Here is a 20,180-nt window from a genome sequence, read left to right as displayed (position 1 = left end):
GTAACATATGGGCTTTGGGGGATGGTAACCTTGTGTGTCTTGGGGAGTGCCGTGCGCTGCCCACGCGGCGACTGTAGGCACGCACGGTCGTTGGCGGTTTTCGATTCATCAGCCGCGTGCCCGTAGCTCAAAGGAGAGCCGTGTCCCTCGACACCGCTGCCAAGAAGTCCATCATCAGCGAGTACGCGACGACCGAAGGCGACACCGGGTCGCCCGAGGTGCAGATCGCACTGCTGAGCAAGCGCATCAGCGAGCTCACCGAGCACCTGAAGACGCACAAGCACGACCACCACAGCCGTCGTGGCCTGCTTCTGCTCGTCGGTCGCCGGCGTCGCCTGCTGAAGTACCTGCAGAAGGTCGACATCCAGCGCTACCGCTCGCTCATCGAGCGGCTCGGCCTGCGCCGATAACATGGAAAGGGAGCGGCGAACGCGCCGCTCCCTTCTCATATGAGCAGAGCTCTCATATGGGTAGAGCCAGATGGTCGGGCGCGTGGCGGCGTGGAAACGCGGTGGCGCCTGACATACAACTGAAGATCCGAGACACACAGCCCCCGCGTCCGCTCAGCACCATGCGACCCGCGACGCCTGCGGGCCGGTCCTCGGTAGTGGCTTCCGGTAGGAAATGTAGACGTGACCGGGCGCTTCGATCGAAGACCGGCGCTGCACCTAACGAGGGTGCCGGTGAGAAAAAGGGCGCGGGAGACCGACCACAAGGAGGTCCCCCGTGGAGGGTGTCCACACTGCCGAAGCCGTCATAGACAACGGCGCGTTCGGCACACGCACGATCCGGTTCGAGACCGGTCGTCTCGCGCGCCAGGCGGCGGGTTCCGCCGTCGCCTATCTCGACAGCGACACGATGGTCCTGTCGGCCACCACGGCGTCGAAGGCGCCGAAGGAGAACTTCGACTTCTTCCCGCTCACGGTCGACGTCGAAGAGCGCATGTACGCCGCGGGCCGCATCCCCGGCTCGTTCTTCCGGCGTGAGGGCCGTCCGTCCGAGGACGCGATCCTGACCTGCCGGCTGATCGACCGGCCGCTGCGCCCGTCGTTCGTCAAGGGCCTGCGCAACGAGGTCCAGGTCGTCGCCACGGTGATGGCGCTCAACCCCGACCACCTCTACGACGTCGTCGCGATCAACGCGGCGTCGCTGTCCACCCAGCTCGCCGGGCTGCCGTTCTCCGGCCCGATCGGCGGCGTGCGCGTCGCGCTGATCGACGGCCAGTGGGTGGCGTTCCCGACCCATCACGAGCTGGAGCGGGCCACGTTCGACATGGTCGTGGCGGGCCGCGTGCTCGACGACGGCGATGTCGCGATCATGATGGTCGAGGCCGAGTCCACCAAGGACACGCTCAAGCTGGTAGCCGACGGCGCCGTCGCGCCGACCGAGGAGACGGTCGCGCAGGGCCTGGAGGCCGCCAAGCCGTTCATCAAGGTGCTGTGCGAGGCGCAGGCGCGTATCGCGCAGGTCGCGGCCAAGGAGACGGCCGAATACCCGGTCTTCCCCGACTACCAGGAGGACGTCTACAACGCGGTCGAGGCCGCGGTGAAGACCGAACTGGCCGCCGCGCTCACCATCGCCGGCAAGCAGGAGCGCGAGAGCGAGCTCGACAAGGTCAAGGCGCTGGCCGCCGAGAAGCTGCTGCCCGAGTTCGAGGGGCGCGAGAAGGAGATCTCCGCCGCGTTCCGCTCGGTGATGAAGAAGCTCATGCGCGAGCGGGTCGTCAAGGAGGGCATCCGCATCGACGGCCGCGGCACCAAGGACATCCGCGCCCTGTCGGCCGAGGTCCACGTGGTGCCCCGGGTGCACGGCTCGGCCCTGTTCGAGCGCGGCGAGACCCAGATCCTGGGCATCACCACGCTCAACATGCTCCGCATGGAGCAGGTCATCGACACGCTCAACCCCGAGCGCACCAAGCGCTACATGCACAACTACAACTTCCCGCCCTACTCCACCGGTGAGACCGGCCGGGTGGGCTCGCCCAAGCGCCGCGAGATCGGTCACGGCGCGCTGGCCGAGCGGGCGCTGATCCCGGTGCTCCCGACCCGCGAGGAGTTCCCGTACGCGATCCGCCAGGTCTCCGAGGCCCTCGGATCCAACGGCTCCACCTCGATGGGCTCGGTCTGCGCCTCCACGATGTCGCTGCTCGACTCCGGCGTGCCGCTCAAGGAGATGGTCGCGGGCATCGCGATGGGCCTGATCGGCGAGGGCGACACGTACGTCACGCTGACCGACATCCTGGGCGCCGAGGACGCCATGGGCGACATGGACTTCAAGGTCGCCGGCACCAAGGACGTCATCACCGCGCTGCAGCTCGACACCAAGCTCGACGGCATCCCGGCGAGCGTGCTCGCCGCCGCGCTGAAGCAGGCCAAGGGCGCCCGCCTGGCGATCCTCGACGTGATGCAGGAGGCCATCGCCTCCCCGGCCGAGATGAACCCGACCGCGCCGCGCATCATCACCATCAAGGTCCCGGTCGACAAGATCGGCGAGGTCATCGGCCCGAAGGGCAAGATGATCAACCAGATCCAGGACGACACGGGCGCCGAGATCACCATCGAGGACGACGGCACGATCTACATCGGCGCCACCGACGGCCCGTCCGCCGAGGCGGCCCGTTCGGCGATCAACGCCATCGCCAACCCGCACATGCCGGAGGTCGGTGAGCGCTACATCGGCACGGTCGTCAAGATCGCCGCCTTCGGCGCGTTCATCTCGCTCCTGCCCGGCAAGGACGGCCTCCTGCACGTCTCCCAGATCCGCAAGCTGCACGGCGGCAAGCGCATCGAGAACGTCGAGGACGTGATGAGCGTCGGCGAGAAGATCCAGGTCGAGATCGCCGAGATCGACGCCCGGGGCAAGCTCTCGCTGGTGCCGGTCGAGGTGATCGAGAAGGAGGCCGCCGAGAAGGAGGCCAAGGGGGCCGCCGAGCCCGCCGAGGCCGCGCCTTCCGACGAGGCCGGCGCGCCGGCCGAGGACCGGTCGGAGCGGCCCCGCCGCACCAGGACACGCGTCCGCACCCGCGGCGGCAGCGGCACCGACGGAGACGACCGGAACTCGTGAGCGAGCCGACCAACCACGTTCGCGGGCTCCTCACCGAGGGGCCCGCGGGCGGCACCCCGGAGGGGCCGTGAGCGAGCGCATCATCGAAGGCAGCACCACGACGTTGCACCCCGGCAAGGACGGCGCCGGCGTGGTGCGCCGCACCGTTCTCCCCGGCGGCCTGCGCGTGGTGACCGAGACCATGCCGACCGTGCGCAGCGTCGCGGTCGGCATGTGGGTCGGCATCGGCTCGCGCGACGAGGCCCCCGAGCACATGGGGGCCACCCACTTCCTCGAACACCTGCTGTTCAAGGGCACTCCCACGCGGGACGCCATGCAGATCTCCGCCTCCATCGAGGGCATCGGCGGCGAGATCAACGCGTTCACCGCCAAGGAGTACACGTGCTACTACGCGCGCGTGCTCGACGAGGACCTGCCGATCGCGGTCGACGTGCTCGCCGACGTGGTGACCAGTTCCCTCGTCACCGAGGAGGACGTCGAGTCGGAGCGGGGCGTGATCCTCGAGGAGATCGCCATGCACGACGACGACCCCTCCGACGTGGTGCACGAGCAGTTCGCGGCCGCCCTCTACGGCGACTCGCCCATCGGCCGGCCCATCCTGGGCACGGTCGAGTCGATCAACGAGCTCGGGCGCGAGCGGATCGCCGAGTACTACCACCGCTACTACCGTCCCCGCCGCACCGTCGTGTCCGTCGCGGGCAACGTGCGGCACGAGGAGGTCGTCGAGCTGGTGACCAGGGCGTACGAGCGGGCGGGCGCGCTGAGCGGCCCCGCCGAGTTCGCGCCCCCGCGCACCAGCGGGCCGGGAGCCGACCAGCGCTCCGGGGTGCGGGTGCTCGACCGGCCGACCGAGCAGGCCAACCTGGTGCTCGGCACGACCGGCCTGTCGCGTACGGACGACCGCAGGTTCGCCCTGGGCGTGCTCAACGCGGCGCTCGGCGGCGGCATGTCGTCCCGGCTCTTCCAGGAGATCCGGGAGAAACGCGGCCTGGCCTACTCCGCCTACAGCTACACCTCGGCCTACGCCGACACCGGCCAGTTCGGCATCTACGTGGGCTGCCTGCCGTCGAAGATCGACGACGTGCTCAAGATCTGCCGCGACGAGGTGTCCCGCGTGGTGGCCGAGGGCCTGAGCGCCGACGAGATCATGCGGGGCAAGGGCCAGATGCGCGGCGGGCTCGTGCTCGGCCTGGAGGACACCGGCTCGCGCATGTCCCGCATCGGCAAGAACGAGCTGGTCTACGACGAGCTGATGTCGGTCGACGAGGTGCTGGCCCGGATCGAGGCGGTCACCCCCGACGAGATCGGCGAGGTGGCCGCCGACGTGCTCATGCGGCCGCTCACGCTGGCCGTCATCGGCCCGTACGGCGACAAGGACTTCACCGACGTCGTCCGATAGGGTTGCCCTGTGATCAGGGTAGGTGTGCTGGGCGCCCAGGGGCGTGTGGGCGTCGAGGTGTGCAAGGCGGTCGAGGCGGCCACCGACATGGAGCTGGTGGCCGCGCTCGACAAGGACGACTCCATCGAGGGGCTCGAAGGCGCCGAGGTGGTGGTCGACTTCACCCACCCCGACGTGGTCATGGGCAACCTCGAATGGGCGATCCGGCACGGCATCCATCCCGTGGTCGGCACGACCGGCTTCGACGAGGCGCGCCTGGAGACCGTGCGCGGCTGGCTGGCCGCCTCTCCCGGCACCCACTGCCTGATCGCCCCCAACTTCGGCGTCGCGGCCGTGCTCATGATGCACTTCGCCCAGCTCGCGGCCCGCTATTTCGAGTCCGTCGAGATCGTCGAGCTGCACCACCCGGGCAAGGCCGACGCGCCGTCCGGCACGGCCCGGCGCACGGCGGCGCTCGTGGCCGAGGCGCGGGCCAAGGCGGGGCTGGGCCGCATGCCCGACGCCACGACGACGGCGCTCGACGGCGCCCGCGGGGCGGCCGTCGAGGGCGTGCCGGTGCACGCGGTGCGGCTGTCCGGGCTGATCGCGCACCAGGAGGTGCTGCTCGGCGGCGACGGCGAGATCCTCACGATCCGGCACGACACGATGAGCAGGGCCTCCTTCACGCCGGGCGTGCTGCTCGGGGTGCGCCGCGTGCGCGAGCTGCCCGGCCTCACCGTGGGCCTGGAGCCACTGCTCGACCTCTGAGACCCCCTTCTCCCGGACGGCACACGACGTGCCCACCACCGGACGGTCGTGGGCACGCCGTGAGGAGAGGGTCCCGGCTCCGCACAGCCGAGCCTACGATCGTCAAGATTAATACGAGCGGCGGGCTACGCCGGAAACGTGAGATCGTGTCGGCATGGTGCGATGGGCGGAGAAGGGTGAGCTCGCCGGGCTGGCCGCCGTCGAGCGGGCGGCCGACGGGCTCTTCGAGCAGCTGGGCATCGTGTTCCCGCCCGGCACGACCATGATCGAGGAGGCCGACGATCCCGGGCTCGTCCTGGTCGAGGGCACTCCGCCGGCGGGCTTCGCCCTGATCGGGTGGGTGGACGGCAACCTGCACCTGGAGCAGCTGGCCGTGCATCCGCGGAGCATGCGGCAGGGCATCGGCGGGCGGCTGGTGGCGGCCGTGATCGACCACGCGCGGGCCGCCGGGGCGCCTGCCGTGACGCTGACGACGTTCCGCGACGTGCCGTGGAACGCGCCCTGGTACGCGCGGCACGGCTTCTCGGTGCTGCCCGAGCAGGAGTGGGGGCCGCAACTGCGCGCGCTGGTGGCGCACGAGCGTGACCTCGGCATCGAGGTGGCGCCCCGCGTGGTGATGCACCGCTAGTCGGCGAGTGGCCGGCGCGTCGCTGGCCCGGGTGCGCGAGCGGCGGGTGCGCCGTCAGGTCCGGTTGCGCGCGCGGCGGGTGCGCCGCTAGGTCCGGTTGCGCGCGCGGCTGGTGCCCCGCTAGGTCCGGCTGTGCACGCGGCCGGTGCGCCGGGTGGGTCCGTCGGCGGGCCGGGTGGGTCCGGTGGCGGGCCGGCGGTGGGTGGTGAACCAGCCGACGGCGTAGTCGACGGCGGCGGCCAGCGGGAAGAACCGGGCCTGAGCCGCGCCGGCCCACCCGCGCCGCACCGCGCCGGTCCGGTCGAAGTCCGCGCCCAGCGCCTCGAAGTCGCTCGCGTCCACGTTCACGTCCACGAACTCGTACCACCCCCGCCCCCGCCCGTCGTCGATCACGCCGCGGTAGCTGCGGCGGGGCGGATCGCCGGTGTAGCGGTATTCGGCCAGGTGGAAGGCGCTGCACTTGTCGTAGCCGACGCCGAGCAGCAGCACGAGGGCGCCGGCGTCGTAGAGCCGGGCCAGCGGCGAGCGCTCGCCGAGCAGGCAGTCGCGGGCGTGCCCGCCGGTGATCGCCGCCGCGCGCGGGCCGATGGCGGCGAACGACGTGTGCGGGTGGGCGCTGCGCAGGGCGCCGGGCAGGGTGCGTACGTACTCGGGGATCCGGCCCATGGCCGTGGTCGGGGTGGAGCGGGGGTCGTACGCGGGCATCGCCGAGCGGTAGCGGGCGAGCTCCGTCAGGCTCATCCCGGCGGTGGCCCGGAGGTAGTGGGGCGAGGTGTCGGAGTTGGCCGAGGTGCCGCTGGGCACGGCGAGCGTGCCGTCGTGGCCCAGCAGCTCGCGCAGCGCCGCGACCACCGCGGCCGGGCCGCCCTCGACGTGGCCGAGGCGGCTGAGCGCGGAGTGCACGAGCACCACTTGTCCCGCCCCCACCCCCAGGGCGGCGAGATCACTCGCCAACCGGGCGCGGTCGGTGGTGAGACCTGGGATCGCCATCTGAGCAGCCATTGCTCCTGATATATGCTCGCCCGGCCGTCCTGGCTAGGCTCTGGCCGCCAGATAGGAGTCGACCTCGGCCAGATAGGAGTCCTTGACGTGCCGGGGCAGCCAGGTGATCTCGAACGCGTTGCGCTCGAGCTGGGCCAGCTCCTCCGGGGCGAGCTGGAGCGACGCCTGCAACGCCTCGAGATTCTCCCCGACGTATCCGGCGAAATAGGCGGGGTCGTCGGAGTTGATCGTCACGCGGACGCCGAGGTCCATCAGCTTGCGGATGCCCTCGGCCTTCATCGAGTCGGTGACGTAGCCGTTGGAGATCGGGCAGCACGTCAGCCCCATGCCGCGCTCCAAAACGACCTCCACCAGCCGCTGGTCCTCCAGGATGTTGATCCCGTGGTCGACGCGGTTGACGCCGATGTCCTCGACGGCCTGGCGGATGTGCTCGATCGAGTCGTCCTGGTCGACGTCGCAGTGCATGGTCAGGAGGTAGCCCTCCTGCCTGGCGCGCTCGTAGACCGCCGCGAACTTGACCGGTGGGTTGCCCTTCTCGTCGGAGTCGAGCCCGACGCCCACGATCCACTCCTTGTACGGCAGCGACTCCAGCAGCGTCGCCATCGCGTACTCGGCCTGGAAATCGCGCAGGAAGCACATGATGAGCTGCGCCCGCACCCCCAGCCGCGCCTCGGCGTCCATCAGCGCCCGCCGCAGCCCCGAGATCACCACGCCGAACGGCACCCCGCGCGAGGTGTGGGCCTGCGGGTCGAAGAAGATCTCCGCATAGCGGACGTTCTGCTCGGCCGCCTTGCGAAGGTAGGCCATCGCCAGGTCGTAGAAGTCGGGCTCGGTGCGCAGCACCTGCATGCCCTCGTAGTAGATCCTGAGGAAGGACGGCAGGTCGTCGAAGGCGTAGGCGGCCCGCACCTCGTCGGCGGAGGCGTACGGCAGCTCCAGGCCGTTGCGCCGGGCCAGCTCCAGCTTGAGCGCGGGCTCCAGCGTGCCCTCGATGTGCAGGTGCAGCTCGCATTTGGGGAGCCCGGCGATGAAGTCCTTCATCCGCCCAAGCCTAGAAGATGATCGCGAGTCCCACCGCGAAGAGCAGCCCGTAGGCCATCTGCAGCTTGCCCGTCTGCTGCAGCACCCCGATCAGCGCCGGGCCGACCGCCTTGTCGCGCACGGTCCTGATCGGGGGGATCGCCAGCGGCGCGGCCAGCAGCACGAGCGCGGCCCACGGCGCGACCGGGACCATCCCCATCGCCACCAGGAACGGCACGACCTGGCAGGCCACATAGAGCGTGCGGGTGCGCTCGGCCCCCAGCATCACGGCCAGCGTCCGCTTGCCCGCCTCGCCGTCCGTCCCGACGTCGCGCAGGTTGTTGACCACGAGCATGGAGCACGACAGCAGGCCCACCGGGATCGACGCGAAGAACGCGGGCCAGCTCAGCGACTCCGTCTGCACGTACGCCGTGCCCATCACGGGGACGACGCCGAAGAACACGAACACGGCCAGCTCGCCCAGCCCGCGGTAGCCGTACGGGCGTTTGCCGCCCGTGTAGAACCAGGCGGCGGCGATGCACAGCGCGCCGACCAGCAGGATCCACCACGCCCGCGTGACCACCACGAGGACGAGCCCCAGCACGGCCGCGACCGCGAAACAGATCAGCGCGGCGACCAGCACCTCGCGCGGGGTCGCCGCCCGCGAGCCCACCAGCCGCATGGGGCCGACCCGCTGGTCGTCGGTACCGCGTACGCCGTCGCTGTAGTCGTTGGCGTAGTTGACCCCGATCTGCAGCGACAGGGCCACGAGCAATGCCAGGATCGCCCGCCACCACACGAACCCGCCCTCCCCGATCGCCACGCCGGTGCCGACCATGACGGGCACGACGGCGTTGGGGAGGGTACGCGGGCGCGCGCCGGCGATCCACTGGCCAGGGGTTGCCATATCCGTCCTCTAGCCTCTAGCTGATGTCCGTGGTGAGCCGGATCATCCTGATCGGGCGGCCCATGTCGAGCACCCGCTCGGCCATGTCCTCGCCCCACCCGGCCGACTCGAGAAAGCCCAGCACCGCGTAGTTGTCGGCGAACACCCAGGTGACGATCTGCCGGAAACCGTCTTCACGCAGGTGGTCGACGGTCGCGTTGAGCAGGCGGCTGCCATGGCCGCGCCGGACGAAGTCGGGGTCGACCAGCAGCGTCAGCATCTCGGCCACCACGCTGGGGTCGAGGTCGGGATCCTCGGCGGGAGCATGCGAGGCCAGCCCCACGACGCGCTCGCCGCCGCGCGGGGTCGTGAGCGCGGCGCTGCCGCCCGCGCCCAGGGCGGGGAAGCCCTCGGTGTCGAGGATGGTCTCGACCGCCACCAGCACGCGGTGACGGGGGCTGGGCGGGGCGACGATCGCCTCGTCCCACTGCCGCAGCCACATCTTCTCCGCCGCCGCGCTGGTCATCTGCTCGAGTGGGCCTTCAGGGAGGAAGTCCCGATAGCCGTAGCGCCAGGCGCGGATCTGAGTGTTCGCAACCTGGAGCACATCCTCGCGCCGGGCCGCCCGGACGCCTACGTCTGCCATCTCGGCCCGCTCCTTCGCCTGCCGTTCGTGCCACAAGGCACGAGTTACACCGTATCGGTGTTTGACCCTTGGAGACGACGCGAACCCCTCTTCAACGGCGATCCCACCCCAAGACGCTGGGGCGGTCAGGAAACCTCGTCCAGCGTCCGCGCGAGCCGGCGTACGCCTTCGTGCAGCTCCGCCAGATGCGCGGCGGCCATGTGCGTCACCCGGATGCGCGGCCCAGGCGGCTCGGACGGGTAGTACATCCTGCCGGGGCTCACCAGCACCCCGTTGAGCCGGGCGGCCTCGACCAGCGCTCCCTCGTCGACCTCGGCCGGCAGGCGGAGCCACAGGTGCATCCCGCCGGCGGGCAGCAGGTGCACCTCGGCCCGCGGCATGCGGGCGGCCAGGGCGGTCGCGAGCGCGTCGCGCCTGGTCCTGATGTCGGCGTGCACGGCCGCGAGGTGCCGCCGCCAGCCCGGCGAGCTCACGAACTCCAGCGCCGTCTCCTGCAGCGGCCGGGCCACGAAGAACGACTCCACGAGCTGGCAGGCCCGCAGCCGGTGGGCGGCCGGCCCCCTGGCGATGACGGCGGCCACCCGCAGGCTCGGCGAGAGGATCTTCGTCAGCGACTTCACGTGCACGACGACGCCGTGCCGGTCCATCGAGGCCAGGGAGGGAGGGGCCTGCTCGGTCAGGTAGCGGGCGAAGTCGTCCTCGATCACGAACGCCCCCGCCGCCCTGGCCACCTGCAGCACCTGCTCCCTGCGCCCGACCGGAAGCGTGGCCCCCGTGGGGTTGTGCAGGGTGGGCTGGCACAGGAAGACCCTCGCCCCCGTGACGGCGAACGCCTCGGCCAACAGCTCGGGGCGCACGCCGTCGCGGTCCATGGGCACGGCGGTGGCCCGCAGCCCGGCCGCCCTGGCCGCCGCCAGCGCGCCCGGATAGGTGGGCATCTCGACCAGCACGGGCGTGCCCGGGGCGGCCAGCGCCCTGAAGGCGTGCGTGAGCGCCGCCTGGCCGCCGCTCACGATCAGCGCGTCGGACGCGGTCACGTCGCCGCCCGCCTGCCCGGCGAACCACCTCCTGAGCTCCAGCAGCCCCGCGATGGGTGGCATGGCCCAGGCGTCCGGCCTGCGTACGGCGCGCGCCGCCGCGGCCGCCAGCTGCCGGTCCGGCCGCAGGCCCGCCCGGAGGTAGCCGCCGGTCAGGGGCACCACGCCGTCCGGCGCCACGGCCAGCAGGCTCGCCACGGCGTCGCCGTCCACGACCCGGTCCCCGAGCGCGACGGTCTGCCAGGACAGGTCGGGCGCGTCCTCGCCCCCTTCGACCCGCGGCGCCACGAACACCCCGCTGCCGGGCTTCGCGACCACCCGTCCCTCGGCGGCCAGCTGGCCGATGGCGCGCGACACGGTGACAGGGCTGACGTTGTGCCGTCGCATGATCTCCCGGCTGGACGGCAAACGTGCCCCGGGACCGAGCCGCGTGGCCTCCTCGCGCAGCATCGCGGCGATCTGAGCGATACTGCTATCGTTATTCATGAAGAATCAGAATAGCGCTATCGTCTCGGGTGGAGTAGCACTCCCTGCCGCGGCCGGCCGGGGCACGGCGCTGGCCTTCCTGGGCGTGCTGGCGTTCTCCGGCTCGTTCCCGGCCACCGTCCACGCGATGCGCGGCTTCGACCCGTGGCTGGTCGCGCTGGGCCGGGCGGCCATCGCCGGGGTGATCGCGCTGGTCTGCCTGAGGAGCGACCTGATCCCTCCACGTCGTGACCGGCTGTCGTACGCGCTGATCGTCTTAGGAGTGGTGCTCGGCTTCCCCGCCTTCAGCGGCCTGGCCCTCGCCCTGGGCGCGAGCACGTCGCACGCGGCGGTGGTGACGGCGCTGCTCCCGGCGGCCACCGCGGTCTGCGCGGTGCTGCGGGCCGGCGAGCGCCCCAGGCCCGTGTTCTGGGCGGCCTGCGCGGCGGGCGCCGTGGCCGTGACGGCGTTCACGCTCACCCAGAACCACGGAGAGGTGACCTGGCCGGACCTCCTCCTCGTCGGGGCGCTCGTCTCGGCCGCCGTCGGCTACACCGAGGGCGGCCGCCTGGCCCGGGAGACGCCGGGCTGGCAGGTCATCTCCCGCGCCCTCGTCCTCGCCCTGCCCCTGACCCTCCCCGTGTCCGCCGCCCTGGCGCTGACCACCCCGCTCAGCTTCACGCCCCAGTCGGTGGCGGGGCTCGCGTACGTGTCGCTGGTGTCGATGTTCCTCGGCTTCATCCCCTGGTACGCGGGCCTGGCCAGGGGCGGCATCGCCAGGGCGGGCCAGACCCAGCTCACCCAGCCGCTGCTCACCCTCCTGTGGGCCTGGCTCCTGATGGGCGAGCGGTTCGGCCCCGCCACGGTGCTCGCCGCGCTGGCCGTCCTCGTCTGCGTGGCCATCACCCAGCGCGCCCGTACTTGAAAGCCGTGACGCCGGCCAGCAGGATGGGGGAGGAGGTGTCACAAACCATGGCGGACCTCACGATCCCAGAGGGCGGCTTCTGGCCCGCGCCGGAGATCCCGCAGCCCAACATCTATCCCATGGAATGGCGGGTCGAGACCGAGAAACTCGCCGCCATCTACGAAAAGTCCAAGCGCGTGGTCTGGAATCCCGCCGACCTGCCCTGGGACGGCCTGAACCCGGACGACTTCACGCGCGAGCAGCGCCTGGGCATCATGTACTGGTTCGCGGTCCTGGCGAACTTCGACGCGTCAGGCCCGGCCGTGTTCGCCCGCGCCACCATCCAGGCCTTCGAGAAGCACGAGGAGGATCCGGTCAGGAAGTGCTTCTTCTCGATCACCCGTGACGAGATGAACCACGAGGAGTGCTGCCAGCGCACCATCGCCAAACTCTGGCCGGGGGGCCCCCTCGACTGGACGCCGTCGGACGACCTCGAATCGGCCGCCCACAACAACATCGGCTGGCTCTACCACAACGGCGGCCGCTACTGGAACGGCTACAACTCGGCGGTCGGCAAGTATTCGCTGCCGGTGCTCTTCACCAGCTTCATGATGGGGGAGATGGCCGCCTCCACCCTGTTCCGCGGCATGGCCTCCGGCACCCAGCATCCCGTCTTCAGCGAGATGTTCCAGCGCATCGGGCGCGACGAGTCCCGCCATCTGCAGATCTGCATGACGATCCTGGAGAACGAATGGCCGGGGCTGACCGACGACACCCGTACGCTCATCACCCGCCAGCTCAGGGCCGGGTTCGTCTTCCTCAGCATGATCCTGTGGGAGCCGCCTGAGGGGTTCTGGGAACTGCCGCCGTACTTCCTGGCCAACCACCGGGTGCTGATGGACCACGCCAGGGAGGCGGGGCTCGGGGTGCTGTCGTACGAGGAACAGGCGGAGAACTGGCGCGTGGCCATGGCCAGGATCCGCGCGATCGTGGAACGCTGGGGGATCGCCTTCCCGGCCATTCCCGAGCTCGACCTGGAGGGCGTGCCGGTGGACTTCATCGACCCGGAGGACATCATCCCGGTCTTCTAGCGCCTCTGGGCGCGCTTGGTCGCGCGGACCATCGTGCGCGGGGCGGCGCCGGCGGAATCCCGCCGCGCACGATCCGCTCGGAGGCCTCCGCGGCGATCTGGTTGGTGGTGCGCGGATGCACCCGGTGCTGGGCGGGGCAGCGGCACGGGAGTGTCATCCCGGCCGACGCCCGGTGCGCCCGTTCGCCAGCCTCAGGAGCCGCCGTGAAGCCCAGGTCCGCCGTGGTGCCTGCACCAGCCACACCTTCGGCTTTCCTGGTCGCGACGGGCTTCTCGCCCCGCGCCGGGATCCGGCGCGACCGGTCGCGCCGGTGCTGTCGTGCCGGGGAGGGACCGCGTCCCCGGTCACCTCGCCGCACGGCTCATGCGGTTCGGAGGGTTCACAATCCAGCAGCCTGGCCCAGAAGTCCAGTGCTCTGGCGCGGGGGTAGGGGAAGCTTTCCTCGATCACCACGCCGTCACCCACCCGCCGACTCCTGCGGATGAAGTACTGGCCGCCGCTCTGGCACAGCTCGTAGAAGGTCGGCATGCAGGCGCACGTGTAGTCACGGACCCGGGCGCGTTCGTTGCGCCCCTGCGGGTCATGCCACGTGGTGATCACGCCGTCGGGCAGCGGGTCAGGCACGTGGCTGGCGATCTGGCAGCAGGGCAGGTAGGAGAGGTCGTCGTCCATGCGCGAACAATACGTCTGGTTGTCTTCTCCTGTCTATCTGCAAAGAGCGATCTGTCTATGAAGACAGAACGGTATGGGCGGTTCTGGACCTGTTGGTCTAAGTTGCAGGCGTGCTCGACTACGACGGAGACACCCACATCTACCTCCAGATCGCCGACATCCTCCGGGAGCGGGTTTCCGGGCTCGCGTCAGGGCATCCCGTGCCGAGCGAGGCGGACATCCAGCAGGAGTTCGGAGTCGCCAGGACCACGGCCAGGCGAGCGGTTCATGTTCTTCGCGAGGAAGGGCTTATCTACACGGTTCAGGGCGAGGGCACCTTTGTCGGCGGTCCGGACCAAGCCCCGCGTAAGCAGCGGAAGATGCCGCTATACCAGCAGATCGCGACAGACATGGTGGAGAACATCAAGGCGGGGCAGTTCGCGCCGAGACGCCCTATACCGGGCGAATCCGCATTGGTGGCGCAGTACGGCGTGGCGCGCGAGACGGTACGGCGGGCCATGGCCCTGCTGCGAGAGCAAGGGTGGATCTACACCGTCGCACAGCGAGGCAGTTACGTGTCGCCCAGGGAGTCGTGGCCCCAGGTTTGACTCTTCTCGCCTGCTTGTATCCAGATGTCTAAGCTGGGGGCATGCTGGACCGCGATGGCCCCGTTCCGATCTACGTACAGATCGCCGACGTGATCCATGAGCAGATCACCAGTGGACGGTTGCGCGCCGGCGAGGCGGTGCCGAGCGAGACGGCCCTGGAGGCCGAGTTCGGGGTCGCCCGGTCGACCGCGCGCAACGTGGTGCGGGAGCTGCGCGCACGCCGGCTGGTCCACACCGTCCAAGGCGAGGGCACCTTCGTCGGGCCTGCCGGGGTGCCGCGGATCAGGCGAGCCAAAGCCCTCTACCTGGACATCGCGCAGGATGTCGCCGAAAGGATCAGACGTGGGGAGCTCCGGCCCAACCGCCTGATATCGAGCGAGACGGCGTTGATGGTGCGGCACGGCGTCGCCAAGGTCACCGTCCGGAAGGCCGTGGCTTACCTGAGGAAGCAGGGCTGGGTGTTCACCGCCCCCGGGGGGACCTATGTGAATGAGCCGGAAAAGTGGCCCTCGGAGTGAACGGGCGGCCGGCTCAAGGCGGGCGACGGCCACCTCGCCCTGGATCGGCGGGGCGGGTGGTGCCGAGCGGGCCCGCGCTCCAGAGGCGCTACGGCACCCACCGCCCGGCGGGTGCCCGTACACGATCCGGGCGAGGGGACGTACGTCAAACAGCCGGGGACGCCGCGCTCGCCCAGGACGGTGGCGCTGTACCACGATCGAGTCCGCCTTCGCCAAGTCCAGCACCGCACCAAAGTCACCAAGGGTCCCGGCTCCCGCGCCGCCGGCCTAGTGATGGCCTTCGAGCCGGCCCAGGCACGCTGGCGGGCGGTGAATGGCCCTCACCTGGTCGCCCGTGTCCGTGCTGGCGCCCGCTTCGAACGCGGAGTTCTGCCGGCACCTCACGTGGACAAGGAAGGCGAATGACTGACCCCGGCCGCTACGACTACTGCGGGCTCTTCCTACGCGGCGCAAGCCACGAGGCGGCGATCGAGCTGACCGCCCGTGCCATCGGTGTGACGCCTGATGGCTGCCTGCTGCGCGTCGGCACCATAGAGATCGAGATCCGGCGCAATGACAACTGCGCTCCTGATAGGGCTGACTTCCCCACCTGGCCGATCAAGATGGATATCGAAAGAGGGAACGCTACCAGCGGCCAGGTCGTCGAGACGGTGTCCAAGATCCTCACTCATGCCTGGCAGGCTGGCCATGACGCAGTTGCTGCCTGTGACTATGAAGACGAACTTCCTGACCACGGCGGATACCCCCGCTACCGAGACTGATCACCACCCGATCCACAGGGATGGACAATCGCTCCCGGCGCCTGCCCCGGCCCCGGCCCCGGCCCTGGCCCTGGCCCTGGCCCCGGCCCCGGCCCCGGCGCCCGCTCGGCGGTGGCGGCACGCGGCCGCGGCTCCGTTCAGGCCGACATGAGAGGCGTCGTGGCCTGCGCTGGGACGGCCACCCGCCGCCCTTCCTTCCTGCCGTGCGCCTTAACCGCGGACACCCCCATGCAACCCGCCACACCCATGACGGCGGTGCTCAGGGCGTGCGTTGGTCGGTGAGGCTGGGAGCCTGCTCGTCCTGGGCGAAGGTGATCACGATGTATCTGCCGTTCGCATAACTGACCACAGGGCGCTGGAGCATCTCGCCGACCATGCGAGCGACGCTCTGAAAGAGGTCCACCATCTCCGGGGTGTCGGCGCTGACCCTGAACCGTCCTTTACCGGCGAGCTCCTGTGCGACGACGGGCGCGAAGTTTCTCTCGGCCCGGAGTCGTTCGTCCGCGGTGAGCGGGGTGCGCTTGGGCGCGGGCTGCGTGCCGAGGGGGTGGGCCGCCATCATCGAACTCCTCATGATTTTGATGACTTCAGCATGCCATCCGCGCCTTGGGGGTGATGTCGGGAATGGGGGGGAGCTACGGCCCGGGCGCGTTCCGGCCTCTCGCCCGCGTGCTGACCTGCGCGGCTTCGGTGCTCGGGCGGCGGCTGCGGGGCAACGGTGGTCTGGCCCGCTCGATTCGCGGTGCGGCGATCACCTTTGGGCTGGACCGTCTGCGGCAGGCTCCTGAGCTTGCTCGGTGACATGCCGGATCCGCTCAGCTCACTGGATGGATCCGTCGCAGGAGACGGCGTGCGGACGGGTGTCCGGTTCGTGCTTTGGCCGCCAAGGGCACGAACCGGACACCCCAGGTGATGGCATGCCAACATGCCATCGGGGGACGCACCTGTGTGATCCGCGGCGACGCGCCTGCCCATGGCCCGGCGAGGGGCGATGGGCTTCGCCTGGAGGATCGGTGCGATCGGTGGACATGGTCCCGCGCCCTCCGGAGGCGCGGGACCATGCCACGGCGAGTATTGGCCGGCTGACGTCCGTAACGGCCTACCCGCGGCATTAGATTCTCATGGCCGTCCCTTGGAAAACTGCAGTTCGGCGCTATAAGCGGGATGATCCCCTTTGATGCGCGGTGGGTCCATGCTCCCTAGTGGAATTGGTTTATGTGGGGATCCGCCGCCAGGCGGTGTCGGTGATGATCAGATGGTCGAGCAGGCGCAGCCCGACCGTCTCCGCGGCCTGCACGAGCTGGGCCGTGGCCTCCAGGTCGGCCCGGCTCGGCTCCAGCGAGCCGCCTGGATGGTTGTGGGCCAGGCCGAACATCGCCCCGTTGGAGGTGAGCACCTCCGTGATCACCTCGCGGATCGGCACCGGCGTGTGGTCGGACGCGCCCTCGGTCAGGACCGCATGCTTCAGCACCCGGCCCCTGGTGTCGCAGACCACCATGACCAGCCGCTCCTGCAGGCGCCCGCGGAGCAGCGGCGCGCAGTGGTTGGCCAGGTCGGAGGTGCTGGTGATCCGCTCGCGTTCCGGCCAGGCGTCCGCGCGGCGTACGAGATGGAAGGCCGCGGCGACCCTGGCGGCCTTGGCGGGCCCCACGCCCGGGACGGCGAGTAACCGATGCGGGTCGGAACGGCGGAGGCCATCGAGATCCCCGCAATGATTGATCACCTGGCTGGCCAGGTCGAGGGCACTCGACCCGCGAAAGCCAGAGCCGAGCAGCACGGCCAGCAGCTCACGGTCGGCCAGCGCGGCTGGACCGCTGGACATGAGCCGCTCGCGCGGCCGGTCGCTCTTGGACAGGTCTTTGACTCGCATCGGCAACCTCCGCACCCGTTGTATCAACGCGCACCGACAATCTCTGACCTGGGCGTTCGCGGTCAGGGTGGTGGGCGGTCGGCCTCGGTGATCGTGCGGGTTTCCGGGGATATGCCGGGTCAGTTCGCCGGACGGTTCGCCTCAATGATCACGGCGAAGGCCCATTGTGCCGCCTCCGTGGCGAGCTCGTACGGCGAAAACGGCCGCCCGTTCTCCGGCCACCACGTGATCGCCTGCGTGAACATGCCGCTCAGCGGGGTCGCGAGCAGGTCGTCCGATGCGGGGCAGCGAGTCGAGGTGTCTGAGCGACGGTGCGCGGGGGCAAGGACTGCATTTTCGCCGCGAGCCACGTGCTGCCCTTCCTGGCGAGCAGTGCGTCGTACAGACGCCAATGATCGACGACATGTTGAGAGGGCGCGGCCGAGCGTGCTCAGCCGCGCGTGTGCCTGATGGCGGCCGCTCGAGCGGCCGCGCGCGTAGTCCTCACCGTCACGGCGGCCTCCGCACATGTGGCCGGCGCGTGCGCTGGGATGGTGGCCACGGGAAGTCCGCCGAGTCCGCCGAGTCCGCCGAGTGAGGCGCGGCTCCGGGCGAGGGGGATTCGCCCAGAGGCGCGGGTGTCAGAGCGAGGGGGGATTCGCCCAGAGCCGTGGGTGTTTGGGCGACGGGGATTCGCCCGGAGGTGTCGGGCTCGGGCGAGGGGGGATTCGCCCGAAGCCGCGGGTCTTCGGGTGCTAGACGGGCATGCTGTACGTCACTCTGAAGCGGTCGCCCGGGATGACGATGTCGCTCGTTTCCACGGGGCGGTCGCCTGCCCAGTGGGTGCGTTCGATGTGCAGGACGTTGACGCCGGCCGCCAGATCGAGCGCGTCGCTCTCCGCCGGGCGGGGGACCCGGGTGTGCACGCTCTCGACGACCTCGGTGACCTTTACGCCGTGCGCGTACATCCTCGCGACCAGGCTGCGCCGCTCCTCCGCATGGGGCGCGAACTCCAGCGGCTCGTACGACGTGACGAGCTGCAGCGGCTTGCCCTCGCCGCGGAAGATGAAGTGCGTCCTGGTCAGCGTGCTCGACGCGCTGAGGCGCAGCCGTCTGGCGATGTCGGGCCCCGCCTCGGTCGGCTCGCTGTGCCAGTCCCACGTCACGCGCCTGCCCTGGGACTGCAGGTCGGCCGCGAACGGCGCAGGATGATCGAGAAAACGCCATCGGTAGAGCGAGGTCAAATCGGGGCGTTCTCTGACGTAATGGCCCGAGCCCACGCGGCCGATGATGAGGCCTTCGCCCGCGAGCACGCGTAGCGCGTGCCGGGCTGCGGTCTCACCGACCTGATACTTACGGGTCAGCTGCGCCCGCGATGGGATCGGCGCGCCGGGGGGAAGGGTGCCGTCAATGATCTGCCGCCGAATGTCTGCGACGACACGCAGGTAGACCGGATCTGAGGTGGCCACTAGTCCATCCCTGGGGGTTCGTGTGAGGCGTTGCCCCATGTTGCCGTATTCGACAGGTAACCGACCGTCATCGATGGCGGTTGGAGCCCCAACTTTGCGATGGCGGAAAATTATCGGAGAAACCCTGTAACGCGGATGTAAGGGACACCGATTCTTCGATAGAGGTCGTCGATGTGTGTACCCCCGAGCACATATCGGCGACCTCTTCCAATGTCTGCGGGTTGACGGCGTGGCGGTACGGGCCCTGCGGTGACCTGGTCAAATGCCGCACATTGGGGTCACGTCCACGGACGTGGTGTATGAATCGATCTTCGCGTGATCCTGTTTCTGCAGGTTGAGCGGTAAGTGTCTGCGGGAGTAGGTTCTGGGCTGGTGTGTCGCCAGGGATCACGCGGATCCGGGCCTTGGCGAGGATGTCCAGGCCCATGTAGCGGCGGGCTTCGACCCATTCGTCGGTCTGCTCGGCCAGCACGGCGCCGACCAGCCGGATGATTGAGGGCCGGTCGGGGAAGATGCCGACCACGTCGGTGCGGCGGCGGATCTCTTTGTTGAGCCGCGCTTGGGGGTTGTTCGACCAGATTTGCGGCCAGATCTCGCGGGGGAAGGCGGCGAAGGCGATCAGGTCCTCGCGGGCGGCGTCCAGGTGTTCGGCTGCGGCTGGATGCTTGGTCTCTAGAGTTTGCACGACCCAGACGTGCTGGGCGCGCACCGAGGCGCTGTCGGGCTGGTCGAAGATGGTGCGCACCAGGGTGGCCACGAACGGCTGTGCCGACTTGTTCACGCAGGTCAGAAGGTTGCGCAGGTAGTGGCTGCGACACCGTTGCCAGGACGCACCCGCCAGGGTGGCGCCGATCGCGGCCACGAGACCGGCGTGGCAGTCGGAGATGACCAGCTGCACTCCGGACAGGCCGCGGGCGACCAGTCCGCGCAGGAAGGCCAGCCAGCCCGCGCCGTCTTCGGCGCTGGTGACGTCCATGCCGAGGATCTCGCGACGGCCGTCGGCGTTCACCGCGGTGGCCACCAGGACGTGCACGTTGATGATCCGGCCGCCTTCACGCACCTTCTGGGTCAGCGCGTCCAGCCAGACGAAGGTGTAGGGGCCGCTGTCGAGCGCGCGGGTGCGGAACGCCTCGACCTGCTCGTCCAGCACCTTGGCCATCTGCGAGACCTGGCTCTTGGAGATGTGCTTGATGCCCAGCTGCTCGACCAGCTTGTCCACCCGCCGGGTCGAGACGCCCAGCAGGTAGCTGGTCGCGATCACGCTGATCAGCGCCTGCTCGGCCCGCCGCCGGCGTTCCAGCAGCCAGTCGGGGAAGTATGAGCCTTCGCGCAGCTTGGGAATGGCCAGCTCGATCGATCCTGCGCGGGTGTCCCACTCGCGGGCGCGGTAGCCGTTGCGCCGGTTGGTTCGCTCGCTGCTGCGCTCGCCGTAGCCT

At 70.0% G+C, this 20,180-nt stretch carries 20 protein-coding genes and 2 pseudogenes; 11 read left to right on the top strand and 11 right to left on the bottom strand.

Annotated elements, in window-relative coordinates:
• Positions 1-140: 140 nt before the first annotated feature.
• The 5 genes from rpsO to FH608_RS45270 all read left to right on the top strand — a co-directional run bounded on the left by rpsO (position 141) and on the right by FH608_RS45270 (position 5,837).
• On the top strand, positions 141-410 hold the full coding sequence (gene rpsO / locus FH608_RS45290; protein ID WP_132334293.1) for a 30S ribosomal protein S15: 270 nt from the start codon (positions 141-143) through the stop codon (positions 408-410).
• A gap of 316 nt (positions 411-726) precedes the next feature.
• Complete coding sequence (locus FH608_RS45285; protein WP_139637370.1) at positions 727-3,063, top strand: polyribonucleotide nucleotidyltransferase; 2,337 nt, start codon at positions 727-729, stop codon at positions 3,061-3,063.
• A gap of 67 nt (positions 3,064-3,130) precedes the next feature.
• Positions 3,131-4,462 carry a M16 family metallopeptidase gene (locus tag FH608_RS45280; RefSeq protein WP_193318993.1) on the top strand — a complete coding sequence of 444 codons (1,332 nt, stop codon included), beginning with the start codon at positions 3,131-3,133 and terminating at the stop codon, positions 4,460-4,462.
• 9 nt (positions 4,463-4,471) lie between these two features.
• The gene (gene dapB, locus FH608_RS45275) at positions 4,472-5,209 is read left to right on the top strand and encodes a 4-hydroxy-tetrahydrodipicolinate reductase (protein WP_139637369.1); all 738 of its coding nucleotides are present in this window, start codon (positions 4,472-4,474) and stop codon (positions 5,207-5,209) included.
• A 154-nt stretch (positions 5,210-5,363) separates the two neighbouring features.
• On the top strand, positions 5,364-5,837 hold the full coding sequence (locus FH608_RS45270) for a GNAT family N-acetyltransferase (RefSeq protein WP_139637368.1): 474 nt from the start codon (positions 5,364-5,366) through the stop codon (positions 5,835-5,837).
• Between the two features lie 120 nt (positions 5,838-5,957).
• On the opposite strand, the gene FH608_RS45265 is transcribed toward FH608_RS45270, so the two are convergent.
• The 5 genes from FH608_RS45265 to FH608_RS45245 all read right to left on the bottom strand — a co-directional run bounded on the left by FH608_RS45265 (position 5,958) and on the right by FH608_RS45245 (position 10,914).
• Positions 5,958-6,827, bottom strand: coding sequence for an aminoglycoside N(3)-acetyltransferase (locus FH608_RS45265; protein WP_193318992.1), 870 nt, complete (start codon positions 6,825-6,827; stop codon positions 5,958-5,960).
• Between the two features lie 45 nt (positions 6,828-6,872).
• Positions 6,873-7,880: an adenosine deaminase gene (locus FH608_RS45260; protein WP_139637367.1), complete on the bottom strand. Its 1,008-nt coding sequence runs from the start codon at positions 7,878-7,880 to the stop codon at positions 6,873-6,875.
• A gap of 10 nt (positions 7,881-7,890) precedes the next feature.
• A complete protein-coding gene (locus FH608_RS45255; RefSeq protein ID WP_139637366.1) occupies positions 7,891-8,766 on the bottom strand; it encodes a 1,4-dihydroxy-2-naphthoate polyprenyltransferase in 876 nt (291 codons plus the stop codon).
• 16 nt (positions 8,767-8,782) lie between these two features.
• The gene (locus tag FH608_RS45250; protein ID WP_193318991.1) at positions 8,783-9,391 is read right to left on the bottom strand and encodes a GNAT family N-acetyltransferase; all 609 of its coding nucleotides are present in this window, start codon (positions 9,389-9,391) and stop codon (positions 8,783-8,785) included.
• 125 nt (positions 9,392-9,516) lie between these two features.
• Entirely contained in the window at positions 9,517-10,914 is a 1,398-nt protein-coding gene (locus FH608_RS45245; RefSeq protein WP_139637365.1) for an aminotransferase-like domain-containing protein, read from the bottom strand.
• Between FH608_RS45245 and FH608_RS45240 the strand changes: the two genes are divergently transcribed.
• Together FH608_RS45240 and FH608_RS45235 are read left to right on the top strand one after the other, a co-directional pair.
• Positions 10,913-11,818 (top strand): DMT family transporter, encoded by a 906-nt coding sequence (locus FH608_RS45240; RefSeq protein ID WP_139637364.1) that lies wholly within the window; start codon positions 10,913-10,915, stop codon positions 11,816-11,818. The two genes, FH608_RS45245 and FH608_RS45240, sit on opposite strands and share 2 nt — an antisense overlap.
• 47 nt (positions 11,819-11,865) lie before the next feature.
• Positions 11,866-12,888, top strand: a complete 1,023-nt coding sequence (locus tag FH608_RS45235; protein ID WP_139637363.1) for a hypothetical protein — start codon at positions 11,866-11,868, stop codon at positions 12,886-12,888.
• Positions 12,889-13,041: 153 nt separating this feature from the next.
• Here FH608_RS45235 and FH608_RS45230 read toward each other — a convergent pair whose 3' ends face one another.
• Positions 13,042-13,560, bottom strand: coding sequence for a hypothetical protein (locus tag FH608_RS45230; RefSeq protein WP_139637362.1), 519 nt, complete (start codon positions 13,558-13,560; stop codon positions 13,042-13,044).
• A gap of 110 nt (positions 13,561-13,670) precedes the next feature.
• Here FH608_RS45230 and FH608_RS45225 point away from each other — a divergent pair, with 110 nt between their 5' ends.
• The 4 genes and pseudogenes from FH608_RS45225 to FH608_RS45210 all read left to right on the top strand — a co-directional run bounded on the left by FH608_RS45225 (position 13,671) and on the right by FH608_RS45210 (position 15,426).
• Positions 13,671-14,147: a GntR family transcriptional regulator gene (locus tag FH608_RS45225; protein WP_139637361.1), complete on the top strand. Its 477-nt coding sequence runs from the start codon at positions 13,671-13,673 to the stop codon at positions 14,145-14,147.
• A 41-nt stretch (positions 14,148-14,188) separates the two neighbouring features.
• Entirely contained in the window at positions 14,189-14,665 is a 477-nt protein-coding gene (locus FH608_RS45220; RefSeq protein ID WP_139637360.1) for a GntR family transcriptional regulator, read from the top strand.
• 216 nt (positions 14,666-14,881) lie between these two features.
• Positions 14,882-15,070: pseudogene (locus FH608_RS45215) on the top strand (IS256 family transposase); the annotation flags it as partial.
• Positions 15,067-15,426 (top strand): hypothetical protein, encoded by a 360-nt coding sequence (locus FH608_RS45210; RefSeq protein WP_139637359.1) that lies wholly within the window; start codon positions 15,067-15,069, stop codon positions 15,424-15,426. The pseudogene FH608_RS45215 and the gene FH608_RS45210, both read left to right, overlap by 4 nt.
• Before the next feature lie 259 nt (positions 15,427-15,685).
• Here FH608_RS45210 and FH608_RS45205 read toward each other — a convergent pair whose 3' ends face one another.
• The 5 genes and pseudogenes from FH608_RS45205 to FH608_RS45185 all read right to left on the bottom strand — a co-directional run.
• Complete coding sequence (locus tag FH608_RS45205; RefSeq protein WP_139637358.1) at positions 15,686-16,000, bottom strand: hypothetical protein; 315 nt, start codon at positions 15,998-16,000, stop codon at positions 15,686-15,688.
• A gap of 639 nt (positions 16,001-16,639) precedes the next feature.
• On the bottom strand, positions 16,640-17,296 hold the full coding sequence (gene radC, locus FH608_RS45200) for a RadC family protein (RefSeq protein ID WP_139637357.1): 657 nt from the start codon (positions 17,294-17,296) through the stop codon (positions 16,640-16,642).
• A 119-nt stretch (positions 17,297-17,415) separates the two neighbouring features.
• Positions 17,416-17,646 carry a hypothetical protein gene (locus tag FH608_RS53495; RefSeq protein WP_139637356.1) on the bottom strand — a complete coding sequence of 77 codons (231 nt, stop codon included), beginning with the start codon at positions 17,644-17,646 and terminating at the stop codon, positions 17,416-17,418.
• A gap of 384 nt (positions 17,647-18,030) precedes the next feature.
• Positions 18,031-18,783 (bottom strand): GntR family transcriptional regulator, encoded by a 753-nt coding sequence (locus tag FH608_RS45190; RefSeq protein WP_226900479.1) that lies wholly within the window; start codon positions 18,781-18,783, stop codon positions 18,031-18,033.
• 298 nt (positions 18,784-19,081) lie between these two features.
• Positions 19,082-20,180: pseudogene (locus FH608_RS45185) on the bottom strand (IS256 family transposase); the annotation flags it as partial.

The organism is Nonomuraea phyllanthi, assembly GCF_006334985.2.
Classification (GTDB): Bacteria; Actinomycetota; Actinomycetes; order Streptosporangiales; family Streptosporangiaceae; genus Nonomuraea; species Nonomuraea phyllanthi.
Note: the sequence above shows the minus strand (reverse complement) of the source record. Positions and strands in the feature narration are given on the sequence as shown.